12 protein-coding genes are annotated in these 15,490 nt (G+C 73.9%); 2 read left to right on the forward strand and 10 right to left on the reverse strand.

Annotated features, from left to right (window positions below; translation table 11 throughout):
• Nucleotides 1-11 precede the first annotated feature (11 nt).
• The 9 genes from JOD48_RS16895 to dacB form a co-directional block, all read right to left on the reverse strand.
• On the reverse strand, nt 12-521 hold the full coding sequence (locus JOD48_RS16895; RefSeq protein ID WP_191789571.1) for a DUF3180 domain-containing protein: 510 nt from the start codon (nt 519-521) through the stop codon (nt 12-14).
• The gene (gene folK, locus JOD48_RS16900) at nt 521-3,154 is read right to left on the reverse strand and encodes a 2-amino-4-hydroxy-6-hydroxymethyldihydropteridine diphosphokinase (RefSeq protein ID WP_307824220.1); all 2,634 of its coding nucleotides are present in this window, start codon (nt 3,152-3,154) and stop codon (nt 521-523) included. Before folK ends, JOD48_RS16895 begins: the two co-directional genes overlap by 1 nt.
• The gene (gene folP, locus JOD48_RS16910; protein WP_204810659.1) at nt 3,151-4,035 is read right to left on the reverse strand and encodes a dihydropteroate synthase; all 885 of its coding nucleotides are present in this window, start codon (nt 4,033-4,035) and stop codon (nt 3,151-3,153) included. The genes folK and folP overlap by 4 nt, the downstream gene beginning before the upstream one ends.
• Before the next feature lie 79 nt (nt 4,036-4,114).
• Complete coding sequence (gene folE / locus JOD48_RS16915; protein WP_425564139.1) at nt 4,115-4,726, reverse strand: GTP cyclohydrolase I FolE; 612 nt, start codon at nt 4,724-4,726, stop codon at nt 4,115-4,117.
• 1 nt (nt 4,727) lies between these two features.
• Nucleotides 4,728-6,782 (reverse strand): ATP-dependent zinc metalloprotease FtsH, encoded by a 2,055-nt coding sequence (gene ftsH, locus JOD48_RS16920; RefSeq protein WP_191789572.1) that lies wholly within the window; start codon nt 6,780-6,782, stop codon nt 4,728-4,730.
• A gap of 234 nt (nt 6,783-7,016) precedes the next feature.
• Entirely contained in the window at nt 7,017-7,571 is a 555-nt protein-coding gene (gene hpt, locus JOD48_RS16925) for a hypoxanthine phosphoribosyltransferase (RefSeq protein ID WP_030144051.1), read from the reverse strand.
• A 5-nt stretch (nt 7,572-7,576) separates the two neighbouring features.
• Entirely contained in the window at nt 7,577-8,671 is a 1,095-nt protein-coding gene (gene tilS / locus JOD48_RS16930; protein WP_307824221.1) for a tRNA lysidine(34) synthetase TilS, read from the reverse strand.
• A 49-nt stretch (nt 8,672-8,720) separates the two neighbouring features.
• The gene (locus tag JOD48_RS16935; protein WP_204809867.1) at nt 8,721-9,833 is read right to left on the reverse strand and encodes an Rv3626c family coenzyme F420 biosynthesis-associated protein; all 1,113 of its coding nucleotides are present in this window, start codon (nt 9,831-9,833) and stop codon (nt 8,721-8,723) included.
• Between the two features lie 80 nt (nt 9,834-9,913).
• On the reverse strand, nt 9,914-11,368 hold the full coding sequence (gene dacB / locus JOD48_RS16940) for a D-alanyl-D-alanine carboxypeptidase/D-alanyl-D-alanine endopeptidase (protein WP_307824222.1): 1,455 nt from the start codon (nt 11,366-11,368) through the stop codon (nt 9,914-9,916).
• A gap of 225 nt (nt 11,369-11,593) precedes the next feature.
• Between dacB and JOD48_RS16945 the strand changes: the two genes are divergently transcribed.
• Nucleotides 11,594-12,097, forward strand: coding sequence for an inorganic diphosphatase (locus tag JOD48_RS16945; RefSeq protein WP_056645206.1), 504 nt, complete (start codon nt 11,594-11,596; stop codon nt 12,095-12,097).
• A 155-nt stretch (nt 12,098-12,252) separates the two neighbouring features.
• Here JOD48_RS16945 and JOD48_RS16950 read toward each other — a convergent pair whose 3' ends face one another.
• Nucleotides 12,253-13,674 carry a C40 family peptidase gene (locus tag JOD48_RS16950; RefSeq protein WP_204809868.1) on the reverse strand — a complete coding sequence of 474 codons (1,422 nt, stop codon included), beginning with the start codon at nt 13,672-13,674 and terminating at the stop codon, nt 12,253-12,255.
• 450 nt (nt 13,675-14,124) lie between these two features.
• Here JOD48_RS16950 and JOD48_RS16955 point away from each other — a divergent pair, with 450 nt between their 5' ends.
• Nucleotides 14,125-15,489 (forward strand): bifunctional o-acetylhomoserine/o-acetylserine sulfhydrylase, encoded by a 1,365-nt coding sequence (locus JOD48_RS16955; RefSeq protein WP_204809869.1) that lies wholly within the window; start codon nt 14,125-14,127, stop codon nt 15,487-15,489.
• The last annotated feature ends 1 nt before the right edge of the window (nt 15,490 follow it).

Below are 15,490 nucleotides of genomic sequence, written 5' to 3' on the forward strand. Positions count from 1 at the left end.
ACCGACCTGCGTCAGGCCGTGGCTCCGGCCTCGGGATCGGCCTCGCCGCCGGCTCGCGACCGTCCGCCGTTCGCGGGGTCGGTGTCCTCGGGCGGGACCTGGCAGAACTTCTCCACCACGAGCCCGACCACGGCGAGCACCACGGCGCACAGCGCCGCGACCCCCGCCGCGATCGCACGGTCGCGCCGGGCCTCGATCGCGAGGTCGCCCAGCACCGCGACGACCTGCGCGAGGTACCAACCCGCGAGCAGCGACCCGGTGAGGGCCGCCGCCTTGGCGAGCACGAGCGTGCGCGCCGCCCGCAGGGGATCCAGCGAGGGGCGCCGACCCTTGAGGTAGGACCGCACGGCCCAGCCTGCCCAGAAGACGGCTCCGGCGAGCGCGACCAGGGCCGCGTCCACGATCCACGGCACGTGCGGCAGGTACGTACCCCGACGCTCCAGGCCGACGACGACGAGCCACCCCACCAGGGTCGTGGTGACCGTGACGAGCAGGAGGGTCGTGACCCTGGTGCGCTGCATCAGCTCGACGGGCCGCGCAGGTCGGCCGGGAACGACATGGGCACCCCCGTGATGGGGGGCTGGGCCGACGGCCCGCCCTGCTGCTCGACGGCCGGCGCGGGCTGCTGCGGCTCGAACGGGTTGGCGGGCGCCTGGTGCACGGGGTGGAACTGCGGGGTCACCGGTTCCTCGGGCGCGACCTGCGCGTGGCCGGCCGGCGTCGGTGGCACCTGGGCCCGCGGCTCGGTCGCCGACGCGGCCTGCGAGACGTCCGCCCACAACGGCGGGACCTGGGCGTGCGGAGGTTCCTGCCCGTCCTGCGGGTGCACGGGGTGGAACGCCGGGACGAAGGGTCCGGGCTGCTCCACGGCGCGCTCGGGCGAGCCCTGCTGAGCCGGTGCGGCCTGCGCCCCCGCAGCCTGGGAAGGCGTCTGGGCTGGCGTCTGGGCCGACGGCTGGCCGGGGGCGGAGGGCGCGGTCGGCTGGTCCTGGACGAACGGCGGCGCGGCCGTGACGGGTGCGTGTCCGACCGGGTCGAGCTGCTCCTGCGGGGTCGCGGTGAGCTCTCCCCCGGGGCGTGCCGGGGTCGTGGGCGCCGTGGTCGGCTCGGGAGCCGCCACCTCGACCGACGGGGGCACCGGCTCAGGCTCCGCCTGGACCTGTCGAGCGGGCCCGGCGGTCGCGGGAGCCTCGTCGACGGGGGCCGCGGCCGGAGCCGCCTCGGGCTCGGCGTCGGTCAGCCAGTCGAGCGCGAGCCAACGGATGCCGCCACGGTCGGGCGCCGTCGCCGCCAGGGCGGCGACGGGACCGCCACCCAGGCCGGGCAGCACGGCGTCCGGCGCGATCTGCGCCCACGGCTCCAGGACGAAGGCACGCTCGTGCGCCCGCGGATGAGGCAGCTCGAGGTCCTCGGTGAACTCGGTGACCGTGCCGAAGACGACCAGGTCCACGTCGAGGGTGCGCGGGCCGTTGCGCTCGGCACGGACCCGCCCGTGGGCGTTCTCCACGGCCTGGACCGCGCGAAGGAGCGCACGCGGCGCGAGCGTCGTCCGGGCCAGCAGGATCGCGTTGAGGTAGTCCGGCTGCTCGGGGCCACCGACCGCCGCGGTCCGCGCGAGCGGCGAGACGTCGGTGATCTCGAGCCCGGAGATCCGGTCGAGGTCCGTCACGGCGTCGCGCAACGTCTGCTGGGCGTCGCCCAGGTTGGCGCCGAGCGCGAGCACGACGGGGACGAAGCCCGCAGGGGCTTCGTCGAGCCGATCGGTCGCGACGGCCGGCACCGGCACCGCCTCAGGCACGACCGGCGCCTCGGCGGCAGTCTGCCCGACCGGAGCCTCGGCGTCCTCGGGAGCGGGACGGACGGGCAACGGGACGGGGGCGGCGACCGGCTCGTGCTCGGGGAGCGCCGGTGCCACGGGCCCCGTCTCGACGCTCGAGGCCTCGGCAGCGAAGGGGGCCGTCGAGGGGGCCTCGACCACGGGCCCGGGCACCGCAGGGCTCTCGGCCGGGGCCTGCGCGGCGACCGGCAGCACCGCCTCGTCGGCGGGGACGTGCTCGGCGGGCGAGGGCTCGACGGGCGAGGGCTCGGCGGCGACCTGGTACGCCACGGGGGCGACGTCGTCGGGCAGGACGTGCCCGCCGGACAGGTCCGGTCCGTCAGCCGCAGTGGTCTCGGGTGCCACGGGGACCTCGCGCACCGCGAGCACGGCCGGGTCGGTGGACCCGTCCGGCACGGCGGGCTGGGCTGCGGGCACGGGGAGCGCCGCTGCGGGGGCCTCGGCGGGCTCCGCGACCTCCGACGGCGCCGCAGCCGCCTCGCGGAAGGGCTCGGCCGCGACGGGCGTCGGTTCGGCGCCGACCTCGGGGGCCGACCGGTCGGGCTGAGGAACCGGCTCGTGCTCCGCGGCGGGCTCGAAGGTCTCGGCAGGGGCGCTCAGGGCGTCCTGGGGGGCGCTGTAGAACGAGTCGAGGGCGTCGACGAACTCCTGGTCGGACACCCCGCCCGCGTGCGGAGCGTCGACGGCGGCCGGACCGAGGTCCTCGGCCGTGTCCGCGAAGACGCCCTGGTCGGGCGATCGGTCCGGCGCGGGTGCGGGAGCCACCGGCGGGATCGACGGCGGCATGACGACGTGCTGGTCCTGCGGGGCGGCAGGCTCCGTGACCGCGACGTTCCCGAGCACGGCCGGGGTGATCGACCCGACCGGGATGGGCACGACGCGCGGGGCCTCGTCGGCCACGACCGGCACCTTGACGCGGTCGCGACGGACGACGACCTGGACGTCGTCGAAGGGCACGGTGATGGGCGCCTGCGGCTTGTGGACCGCGACGTCGACCGCGACGACGGCGGGGTGGCGCAGCGCGACCGCCGCGACGCGCTCGGCGACCGTCTCGATGAGGTCGGCGGGCGAGCCCGCGAGCACCGCGACGACGTCCTCCGCGACGACCGCGTAGCTCACGGTGTCCGCGAGGTCGTCACCGGCCGCGGCCGGACGCGTGTCGAGGTGCAGCACCACGTCGGCGCGGAAGAGCTGACCCTCGAGGCGCTCGTGCTCGAACACCCCGTGGTGGCCCGTCGCACTGAGCCCCGTGAGCCGGATCTGGTCGAACGGGCGCCCGTCGGTCCCCTGCACCGCCCCTGCGAACGCTGTGCTCACGTCGTACTCCTGTCGTCGCTGTCGTTCGTTCCGTGGTCGTCCGTGCTCTGCCCCGTCTGCCCCACGCTGGCATCCTCCCCCGTCCGACCTGCCCGAGTCCATGCGGCGGCGACCCGTACCGCGTCGGCCGAGGCTCGGACGGCGTGCACGCGCACGCACCAGGCGCCCTCCGCCGCGGCGAGAGCCGTGATCGCTGCGGTCGCCGCGTCCCGCTCGAGCGGCGGGGCGGGCGTGCCGTCCCGACCGGCGAGCAGGTGCCCGAGGAAGCGCTTGCGCGACGCCCCCACGAGCACCGGGAACCCGAGCTCGCGCAGCGTGCCCAGGTGCGTCAGGAGAGGCCAGTTCGTGGAGCCCGCCTTGGAGAAGCCCAGCCCGGGGTCCAGGACGATCCGCTCGTCGCGCACGCCTGCGGCACGCAAGGCCTCGACGCGCGCGGCCAGCTCGTCCCGCACGTCGGTCACGACGTCGTCGTACACCTCGAGGTCGTCCATGACGTCCGCGTGACCGCGCCAGTGCATGGCGACGAAGACCGCTCCGGTCCGGGCGGCGACCGCGGCCATCTCCGGGTCGGCGAGGCCCCCCGAGACGTCGTTGATGATCTGCGCCCCCGCCGCGACCGCCTGCTCGGCGACCGTGGCCCGCGTCGTGTCGACGCTCACCACGGCGCCGCGGTCCGCGAGGGCCGAGATCACGGGCAGGACGCGCGCGAGCTCCTCCTCGACGGGCACGCGTCCGGCCCCCGGTCGCGTGGACTCGCCCCCGACGTCGAGGACGTCCGCGCCCTCGGCCAGGAGCTCCAGGCCGTGCTCGATCGCCGCGCGCGGCTCGAACCACTCGCCGCCGTCGGAGAAGGAGTCGGGCGTGACGTTGACGACTCCCATGACGAGCGTCCGGCCGATCCCGTCGAAGGGCAGGGCGGGGAGCGCGCCGTCGTGCTGTGTGTACCGCACTGCTGCGTGCCTACCGTCCCAGGATCAGGCTCATGGCCTCGGCGCGCGTGGCGCCGTCGCGCATCTGTCCGCGCACCGCCGACGTCACCGTCCGCGAGCCCGGCTTGCGGACGCCCCGCATGGACATGCACAGGTGCTCGCACTCGACGACGACGATCGCGCCGCGCGGCTCGAGGTGCTCGACCAGGGCGTCGGCGATCTGCGTCGTGAGCCGCTCCTGGACCTGGGGGCGACGCGCGTACACGTCGACCAGCCGGGCCAGCTTGGACAGGCCCGTGATGCGGCCGTCGGCGTTGGGGATGTACCCCACGTGCGCGACGCCGTGGAACGGCACGAGGTGGTGCTCGCACGTCGAGTAGACCTCGATGTCCTTGACCAGCACCATCTCCTCGTGACCGAGGTCGAACATGGTGGTCAGGACGTCGCCCGGCTCCTGGCGCAGGCCCGCGAAGATCTCGCGGTACGCGCGGGCCACGCGGGCGGGGGTCTCCTGGAGCCCCTCGCGGTCCGGGTCCTCCCCCACGGCGAGGAGGAGCTCACGCACTGCGGCGCGCGCCCGCTCCTCGTCGTACGCGGGGACGTCGGCAGCGGCGCGCAGGCCCTGCTCGGCCCGTGCGGTCACGTCAGACCTGCCCGTCGTCGACCACGCGGTCCGCAGGGACCTCGCCGATGCGCTCGGGCGGGAGCTCGTCGCTCGCGGCAGCGGCCTCGTCCTGCGGGACGACGATGGGCTCGCCCAACGGGTCCTTGGGCATGGTGGCCTTCTCTGCGTCGGTCAGCACGGGAGGACGGTGCGAGACGGCGCGCTGCTCGCTCGAGAGCCAGACCTCGCGGGGGTCGCGCTTGACGACCGGGGCGAAGATCTGCGCGAGCTCGGCCTGGTTCAGGGTCTCCTTCTCGAGGAGCTCCAGGACCAGGTGGTCGAGCACGTCGCGGTACTGGACGAGCACCTCCCACGCCTCGTCGTGCGCGGCCTCGACGAAGCGGCGCACCTCGTGGTCCACGGTGCCCGCGACCGACTCGGAGTAGTCACGCGTGTGGCCCATGTCGCGCCCCATGAAGGGCTCGCCAGAGCCCGTGCCGAGCTTGATCGCCCCTACGCGCTCGCTCATGCCGTACTCGGTGACCATCTTCTTGGCGATCGCGGTCGCCTTCTCGATGTCGTTCGAGGCTCCCGTGGTCGGGTCGTGGAACACGAGCTCCTCGGCGACACGACCACCCATCGCGTAGGCGAGCTGGTCGAGCAGCTCGTTGCGCGTCGTGGAGTACTTGTCCTCGAGCGGCATGACCATGGTGTAGCCCAGGGCACGTCCGCGCGGCAGGATCGTCACCTTGGTGACGGGGTCCGTGTAGCGCATCGCCGCGGCGACCAGGGCGTGGCCGCCCTCGTGGTACGCCGTGATCTTCTGCTCCTTGACGTTCATCACGCGGGTCCGCTTCTGCGGCCCGGCGATGACGCGGTCGATGGCCTCGTCGAGGGCCCGGTCGTCGATGAGCTGGGCGCCCGAGCGCGCGGTGAGCAGCGCGGCCTCGTTCAGGACGTTCGCGAGGTCCGCACCCGTGAAGCCGGGGGTCCGGCGCGCGACAGCGGCCAGGTCGATCTCGGGGACGATCGGCTTGCCCTGCGCGTGCACCGCGAGGATCGCCTCGCGGCCCTTGAGGTCGGGGGCCTCGACCGCGATCTGCCGGTCGAAACGGCCCGGACGCAGGAGCGCGGGGTCCAGGATGTCGGGACGGTTCGTCGCCGCGATGAGGATGACGTTGGTCTTGACGTCGAACCCGTCCATCTCGACGAGGAGCTGGTTCAGGGTCTGCTCGCGCTCGTCGTGCCCGCCGCCCATGCCGGCACCACGGTGACGGCCCACCGCGTCGATCTCGTCCACGAAGATGATGGCCGGGGAGTTCTCCTTGGCCTGCTGGAACAGGTCACGCACGCGGCTCGCGCCGACGCCGACGAACATCTCGACGAAGTCCGAGCCGGAGATCGTGTAGAACGGCACGCCCGCCTCGCCCGCGACGGCGCGGGCCAGGAGCGTCTTGCCGGTGCCGGGAGGTCCGTACAGCAGCACGCCCTTGGGGATCTTGGCGCCCACGGCCTGGAACTTGTCGGGCTCGGCGAGGAACTCCTTGATCTCGTGGAGCTCCTCGACGGCCTCGTCCGCCCCGGCGACGTCGGCGAACGTCACCTGCGGGGTGTCCTTGGACGCGAGCTTCGCCTTGGACTTGCCGAAGCCCATGACCTTGGAGCCGCCGCCCTGCATGCGGGACAGCAGGAACCAGAAGACGAGGCCGATGATGAGGAACGGCAGGATGAGCGAGAGCGCCGACGCGAGGAACGAGGGACGCGCGATCTCGGAGTTGTAGCCCTTCGGGGGGTCCGCCTCCGTGACGGCGTTCACGACGGCCTCACCCTGGGGCTGGACGTAGAAGAACTCCACGCTCTTGCCCTGGGACTTGCCGTCGACCTCGTAGTCCTCCTTGAGGGTCAGCTGGACCCGCTGGTCGCCGTCGACGATGAGGGCCTGCTCGACCTTGCCGTCCTGGAGGAGCTCGAGCCCCGTCGAGGTGTCGACACGGTGGACGCTGGGCCCGGACAGCGCCATGAAGGCGATCCCGAGGATCGCCAGGCCCACGACGATCCAGATGATCGGTCCGCTGAGAATCTTCTTGATGTTCATCGGCGACGGGGACGATTCCCCGTATCCCTCCACTCGCGCAATGGTTCCGCCAGTGAAGTTACACGCACAACCTGGCAGTTGGCTGGTCTGTTCGCCCAGGGCGTTGCTTCGACGAGCGACGTCCGCAACGGGTGGCGGCCGGGGCCGCGGGCGGCCCGCGGGTGACGGGAGGAGGGCGCGCGACGCTCGGTCGCGGCCCTGCCTCCCGTCAGCGCGCGGGCACGGGGAAGCGCGTCAGGACGAGTAGACGTGCGGGGCGAGCGTGCCCACGAACGGCAGGTTGCGGTACTTCTCCGCATAGTCCAGGCCGTAGCCCACGACGAACTCGTTGGGGATGTCGAAGCCGATGTAGCGCACGTCGACCTCGGTCTTCGCGGCGTCGGGCTTGCGGAGCATCGCGGCGACCTCGACGGAGGCCGGGCCGCGGCTGCGCAGGTTCGACAGCAGCCACGACAGCGTCAGGCCCGAGTCGATGATGTCCTCGACGATGAGCACGTGGCGGCCCGTGAGGTCGGCGTCGAGGTCCTTGAGGATGCGCACGACGCCCGACGACTTGGTGCCCGACCCGTACGACGAGACGGCCATCCAGTCCATCTCGACGTCGTGGTGCAGCAGGCGGGCGAGGTCCGCCATGACCATGACGGCGCCCTTGAGCACGCCGACGAGCAGGAGGTCCTTGCCCGCGTAGTCGCGGTCGATCTGCTCGGCGAGCTCCACCAGCCTCCCGCGGAGCTGGTCCTCGGTGAGGAGGATGTTCTCGAGGTCGTTGCCGACGTCGGATGAGTCCACGGGTTTCACTCCTGTGCTGGTTCTGCTGGGGTCTCGGCGGGCACGGTTCGCTCGGGCGAGGGGGGACGCGCGGGCCGTAGGAAGAGTCTCCCACGGGTCCGCAGTGCCCGGAGGTCGCCCGGCAGGTGCGCGGGCCCCTGACCACGCCAGTCGGTGATCATCGCGTCGAGAGTCGCGACGTGGCTCGCGAAGAGGGATCCGGCGGGACTCCCGGCCTCGGTCGCGGCGCGTCGCAGCGCCCGACGGCGCAGCGCGGCCGGGGCCGACGACAGCACCTGGGTGTCGAGCACCACAGGGGCGCCGCCCGTGCGACGGTCCTCGCCGCCGCCCGGTTCCGCGACACGGGCCTCGTCGAGCAGCCGGTCCGCGAGCTCGTCGAGCAGGTCCGCGTCCTCGCGGAGCAGGTCTGCGGTGCGGGCCAGAGCCTCCGCGACGCCCGGACCGAGCACGTCCTCGAGGACGGGAAGCACCCGTGCACGCACCTGCGAGCGCAGGGGCAAGGGCGCGCCGAGCCGCACGTCCGGTTCGGTCGCGCCCTGCCCGGGCCCCCCCGGTCCGGTACCGGGCACCCCGTTGGTGGGGTCGGTCCACCAGGCCAGTCCGTTCGCGGTGCACACGTCCTCGGTGTCGCTCCGCCGCAGACCCAGGAACGGGCGACGATAGACGCCCCGCACGGCGGCCATGCCCGCGAGGGACCGTGCCCCCGAACCACGGGCGAGCCCCAGCAGCACCGACTCGGCCTGGTCGTCGAGGGTGTGCCCCAGGAGCACTGCCGACGCCCCCGCGACGTGTGCGACGTCGTCGAGCACCGCGTAGCGCGCGTGGCGCGCCGCCGCCTCGAGACCACCCCGGCCCGCGACCTCGACCCGCCGGACCTCGACCGGGTCGAGGCCGAGCGCACGGCACCGGTCCGCCGCGACGGCCGCCACCTCGGAGCTGCCGTCCTGGAGCCCGTGGTCGACCACGACCGCCCCGGCCCGCAGCCCGTCGCGCGAGGCGACGAAGGCCGTCGCAGCCGCGAGCGCGAGCGAGTCCGCACCGCCCGAGCACGCCACGAGCACGAGCGAGCCGGGCGCGAGGTCGCGGACCACGCTGCGCACGGCGCGCCGTGCCGCCGCCTCCGCGGGACGCGGACCTACCACGCGCGCGTCAGCCGTGGACCCGGCGCACCCAGGCACCGGGGTCGGCGATCTCGTGGGCCGAGGGCAGGTGCTCGGGGCTCGACCAGACCGCGTTGAGCCCGTCGCGCCCCACCTGCTTCTCGACCCCGCGCACGAACGCGGCGCCGTCCCGGTACTGGGCGAGCTTGGCGTCCATGCCCAGGAACCTGCGCAGGACCGTGTCGAGCGTGCTGCTGCCCTGCCCGTCGCGGCGCGCCTCGAACTGCGCCCGGATGCGCCGGATCGTGGGGACCGTCGCGCGCCCGACCGCGTCCATCATGACGTCGGCGTGCCCCTCCAGGAGCGCCATGACGGCCGACACCTCCTCGAGCGAGCGCCGCTGGTCGGGCGTGAGGAGCCCGTGGGCGACCCCGCCCTCCTGCCCGCGCACGGCCCGCAGGACCACCTTGCCCGCGGTCGCGAGCTTGTCGCGCAGACGCGCCTCGGCGAGCTGGCGGGAGGACTCCGAGAGGCCCGCGAGGAGCTCGCGGGCCGAAGCCCGCAGATGCTCCGCGAGCCACGGGGCCGCGGCGAACTGGAGCGCGTGGGTCTGCTCGTGCAGGCACACCCACAGGCGGAAGTCCGCCGGCACCAGGTCGAGGTCGCGCTCGAGCTGCAGGACGTTCGGGGCGACGAGGAGCAGACGTCCGGGGACCGGCGTGCCGTGCGCGCTGTAGGGGTCGAACTGGCCCAGCACACGGCTCGAGAGCGCGGCCAGGACGGCCCCGACCTGCGCCGCCCCGACGAGCGCCGTGGTCGCCGACACCGGCTTGTCCCCCGCGCCCGTGAGGGAGTCCGCGACGCCGTCGGTCAGGCTCGCCATGACCTCGGTGTTGGCCCGGGCCCAGCGCGACCGGTCGACGACGTACACCTGCGAGAGCGCCGGCGCCCCCGCGTCACCGGGTCGCCCCGGGTCGGCCGGCGACATGCGCGTGACGCGCAGGACGTGCGGCACCGCTGCGGACGCCGCCTCGCGCAGCCCTTCCACGAGCGCCGCGAGCTCGTCGCGCGAGGCCGTCGGACCCGGAGGTGCGACGCGGGCGGCGATCTGCGCGGCGGAGGTCCAGTCGACGAGCGGCGCGCCGACCACGGAAGACGTCATCGCCCCACCGTAGCCGGTACGCGGGGCCGGGCGACCGTCACCGTCGGCGGGCAGCACCGTCGCCGTCGGCGGGCGGGGCGTCAGTCCGCCGAACCCACCAGGCCCCCGACGAAACCGTCCATCAGCAGACGCGCACCGTACGCGCCGCCGTCGGGCAGGGCGTCCGCGAGGAGGACGAACACGAGCTGGCGGTCCTGCGCGGTGACGACCGTACCCGCGAGCGACGTCACGTTCGGCAGGCTCCCCGTCTTGGCCCGGACCACTCCCCTGCCGGGCGACGCGAGGAAGCGGTCGTCGAGCGTGCCGGACAGCCCGGCGACGGGCAGCCCGACGGCCCCTGCGCGCAGGCCGGGCTGCGCCGGGTCCGCCAGGAGGTCGACGACGGCGGCCAGCTGGGCCGCCGACAGCGCCGACCCGTCGCCCAGGCCGGAGCAGTCGGCGAGGACGGCCCCCGTCAGGTCCACCCCGAGGCGCGAGACGCTCGCGGTGACGGCCTGCCTCGCTCCGTCGAACGTCGCGGGCAGCCCTGCGTCGATCGCGACCAGACGTCCCACGACCTCGGTGATGGTGTTGTCCGAGTGCTGGAGGAAGTACGCGACGACCTCGCTCAGCGGAGCTGACTCGACCGACCCGAGAACCTTGGCCGTCGAGGCGGACTCGCCCCGTGCGGGAGGGCCCTCCACCGTGATGCCCAGCTCGGTGAGGCGCGTCGCGAGAATCTCGGCAGCCGCGAGCGACGGGTCGGCGCTGCGCTTGGCGTACTCGGCGTCGCTCAGGCGGGCGATGTCGACCGCGACCGAGGTCACGGGGGCGATGAAACCCGCCGTCACGTTCCCGGCGAACACCGCGGGGCTGACCGTGGGGCCGGAGAAGTAGCGGTCGTCGACCACGAGGCGCACCGTCGTACGACCGGTGAGCTTGAGCTCGCCCGCAACCTGCGTCGCCAGGTCGGCCATCCCTGCCCGACCGTTGACGGCCAACGGGTCGCCCTCCTCGGCCGCGAGCATCATGTCGCCGCCGCCGACGAGGGCGATCGTGCCGGCGTCGACCTCGACGACCTTCGTGGTGAGCGTCACCTCGGGTCCCGGGGACGCGAGGGCCGCGGCGGCGGTGAGGACCTTCTGGGTCGAGGCCGGGACCATGGGCGTCTGCGCCCCGCTCTGCGCGAGCACCTCGCCCGTCATCCGGTCCATCACGACGCCGCCCACCCTGCCGCCCAGACGCGCGTCCTGGACCAGCGCGTCGAGCGAGGCGGCGATCGCCGTGGCGTCGGGCAACGGCGCCGACTCGTCGAGGACCGGCAGCGTCTGCGCAGGTGAGGCGGAGTCCACCGCACCGGGAGGCGTCGGGAAGGGGGCCGCAGGAGCCACCGCGGGAGCGGTCGTCAGGACGCCGGGAACCACGTCGTACGCGTCGGCCGTCAGGTAGCCGCCCGCGAGGACCACCACGATCCCGGCAGTGATCCCGGTACGTGCCACCCAACCCATGTCGTCCTCTTCCCTCCTGCCGTCGGCGCCCAGGAGCGCGCCGCTCACGTGCGCATTATCACCCAGGAACCGCGGAGTCCCCGGGGTCCGGCCACCGCCGACCCAGACCGTTCGTGTCACACTAGAGGGCGCATGCTGGCCTGATACCTCGTGGTCCACACCACCCGGCCGGGTTCACCGGTCGGAACGGCCGGGGCCGCGTGCGCACGACAGCCGATTCACGACCGCCACACCGCGACCGAGCGGGTGAGCCGGTTCAACTGGAGGAGAACAGTGGAGTTCGACGTCACGATCGAGATCCCGAAGGGCCAGCGCAACAAGTACGAGGTCGACCACGCGACCGGTCGCATCCGCCTTGACCGCATGCTGTTCACCTCGACGCGCTACCCGGACGACTACGGCTTCATCGAGGGCACCCTCGGTGAGGACGGCGACCCGCTGGACGCCCTCGTCCTGCTCGAGGAGCCCACGTTCCCCGGCTGCCTGATCCGTTGCCGCGCGCTCGGCATGTTCCGCATGCGCGACGAGGCCGGCGGCGACGACAAGGTCCTGTGCGTGCCCACGGGGGACCAGCGCGCCGCATGGCGCCAGGACATCGACGACGTGTCGGACTTCCACCGTCTCGAGATCCAGCACTTCTTCGAGGTCTACAAGGACCTCGAGCCGGGCAAGTCCGTCGAGGGCGCCCACTGGACCGGACGCACCGAGGCCGAGGCCGAGATCGAGCGCTCCATCCAGCGCGCGATCGACAGCGGGTACCACACCCCCGGTCACTGATCCTGCGCTGCCGGCACGCCCCGGACGCCACGAAGGCCCGGTCTCCGACGCCACGAAGGCCCGGTCTCCCCTGAGGGAGGCCGGGCCTTCGTGCGCGGGTGCCCCTACCGGCTGACGGGGCGCCTCGCCCGGGCCGCCGCGCCAGAGGCGCCGTGTCAGGGGCGTCCGGCGTAGGGCATCGTGCTCGACCAGCGGACGGAGCTGATCTGCACCGGCTTCCCCTCGTAGATGGCCTCGATCATCTGCCCGTTACCGATGTACATGGCCACGTGCCAGATGGTGCTCGGGTCGTTCGGGTTCGTGCCGTAGAAGATGAGGTCGCCCGGGCGGAGCTGGCTGTAGGCGATCTTGGCGACCCGCGCGTACTGCGAGCGTGAGGTCCGGGTGATGTTCACGCCGACGCTGGCCCAGGCCTGCGAGGTCAGGCCCGAGCAGTCGTAGGCAGGGCCGGTGCCGCCCCAGAGGTAGGGCGCGCCGATCTTCGTGCGTGCCCAGGCGACGGCAGCCTCGCCCTTGGCCGCCCCGGAGTCGGGAGGCGTGACCGGAGGCGTCACGGGAGGAGTGACGGGCGGGGTCACGGGGGGCGTGACCGGCGGCGTCACGGGAGGGGTGACCGGGGGTGTCACCGGCGGGGTCACGGGCGGAGCCACGGGCGGGGCGACAGGCGGCGTGACGGGTGGCGGCGTGGTCGTCGAGCCGCTGCCCGCGCCGGGCGAGGGCACGCTCTGGCCCCCACGGTCGGCCTGCGCCCGCTCCTCGGCTGCACGCCGCCGTTCGGCGTCGATCGCGTCCTGACGCTGCCGCTCGACCTCGACGGTCGTGGACCGGGCTGCGGCGAGGTCCACCAGGAGCTCGTCGCGACGGGCGGCGGCGGCGCTGACGGCGCCGTCGATGTTCTGCTGCGCCTCGAGCGCGGTCGTGTAGGCCTGCTCGGCCCGCTCGCTCGCCGCGGCCCGCGCCTCCTGGGCCGCGACGGACCGGGCGCGCGCCGAGTCGGCCAGGGCCCGCGCGGTGCGGTGCCCGTCGGCCACCGTCTGGACCTTGCGACCCGTGAGCCGCTGCGCCTGCTCGGACTGGACGATCTGGTCGAGCTCGTCGGCGTCGAGCACGACGCGGAGCGTGTCGAGCGACCCGCCGGACTGGCGGGACGCACGGTAGGTCGCGCCCATCGCGGAACGAGCCGCCGCCTCACCGGCCTCGGCCGTGGTGAGCGCGGCCTTCGCCGCCTCGACCTCGGCTGCGGCGGCCTCGAGGGCGCTCTGCGCCTCACCGGCCTCCTCGGCGGCGAGGCCCGCACGCGTCCAGGCGTCGTCCTGCTGGTCCGCGAGGGTGGCGAGGTCCGCCTCGATGTCGGCGACGCGCTGGGCCACCGCGCGTTCGTCCTGCTGCGCCGAGCGGAGGTCGTCGTCGCTCGGGGGGTCGGCCTCCGCGGCGGGTACGACACCGCCGGTGAGAGTCACGGCCAGCGCGGCCACGATCGCGAGCCGGCCCGCCCCGCGCGGCGTCCCGGGGTCCTGGGGCGCGCGACGTCGTCGGGCGGGGGTGGCCTGCTGGGGGGAAGGCTGCGAGATCGTCACGCTCCTCCTATGCGTCGTCGGGACGGGTCGGCCGCGCACCTGCGGCCGCGCGCCGCGAGGGCGGCGGACGTCCAGTCTCTCCGGCGGTCCGCCGGGCGGCGACCCGGCACACGGGTGAACGGGGCCCGCCCCGGGGTGAACATCACCCCCACGGGTCTCGCATCGCGAGACGGGGGTATCGCCGGATGAGATGCCGACCTAGTCTCGGGACATGACCTGCCGTCGAATGTGTAGCTGACCCCCAGCGCACGTTCGCCTGCCCTGCGGGCGGCACCCGGACGCACCTCGGACCGGCGACCTAGACGACGACCGTCAGCCGCAGCCCCGACGTCCGGCCGGACCCGCCCACCGCGTGCGCACCAGTCCCCTCACTGCCCCGCCGCGGACCGCCCCGGAACTAGGCCACCGGACGCACCTGCGGCTCCCTCCCCCGCACCCCAAGGAGCCACCATGAGCACCGAGCCCCGCTGGTCCTTCGAGACCCGCCAGATCCACGCCGGCCAGACGCCCGACCCCACCACCGGGGCCCGCGCGCTGCCGATCTACCAGACCACGTCGTTCGTCTTCCCCGACGCGGGCGTCGCCGCCGACCGATTCGCCCTCAAGGACCTCGGCCCCATCTACACGCGCATCGGCAACCCGACCGCCGAGGTCGTCGAGAACCGCATCGCCAACCTCGAGGGCGGCGTCGGCGCACTCCTCCTCGCGTCCGGCCAGGCCGCGACCACCTTCGCGATCCTCAACGTCGCCGAGGCAGGCGACCACATCGTGGCCAGCCCGTCGCTGTACGGCGGCACGTACAACCTGCTCCAGTACTCGCTCGCCAAGCTCGGCATCGAGACCACGTGGGTCACCGACCCGCACGACCCGCAGGCCTGGCGCGACGCGGCCCGCCCGAACACCAAGGCGTTCTTCGCCGAGACCATCCCCAACCCGAAGGCCGACATCCTCGACATCGAGGCCGTGGCCGCCGCCGCGCACGAGGTCGGCGTCCCGCTCATCGTCGACAACACGGTCGCGACGCCCTACCTGCTGCGCCCCATCGAGTTCGGCGCGGACATCGTCATCCACTCCGCGACCAAGTACCTCGGCGGGCACGGCTCCGCGATCGGCGGCGTGATCGTCGACTCCGGGAACTTCGACTTCTCCAAGGACCCCGAGCGGTTCGCGAGCTTCAACACCCCCGACCCCAGCTACAACGGGATCGTGTACGCCCGCGACCTGGGCGTGGACGGCATCCTCGGCGCGAACCTCGCCTACATCCTCAAGGCGCGCGTGCAGCTCCTGCGGGACCTCGGCTCGGCCATCTCGCCGTTCAACGCGTTCCTCATCGCCCAGGGCATCGAGACCCTGTCGCTGCGCGTCGAGCGCCACGTCGAGAACGCCAAGACCGTCGCGGCCTGGCTCGAGTCGCGCGACGACGTCGTGTCCGTGGGGTACGCGGGCCTCCCGTCGAGCCCCTGGTACGCCAACGCGCAGAAGTACACGCCGCGCGGTGCGGGCGCGATCGTCACGTTCGAGCTCGACGGCGGCGCCGACGCCGGGCAGGCGTTCGTGTCCGCGCTCACGCTCCACTCGAACGTCGCCAACATCGGCGACGTCCGCTCGCTCGTCATCCACCCGGCGTCCACGACGCATGCCCAGCTCAGCCCCGAGGAGCAGGTCAAGGCCGGCGTCACGCCGGGCCTCGTCCGCCTGTCCGTCGGGATCGAGCACGTCGACGACATCCTCGCGGACCTCGAGGCGGGGTTCACCGCCGCGAAGGCCGCACTGGGGTCCGACGCCGCGGCCGCTGCCTCGGTCGCGGCGGAGTAGG

The sequence above is a fragment of the Oerskovia paurometabola genome, from assembly GCF_016907365.1.
GTDB classification, from domain to species: Bacteria; Actinomycetota; Actinomycetes; order Actinomycetales; family Cellulomonadaceae; genus Oerskovia; species Oerskovia paurometabola.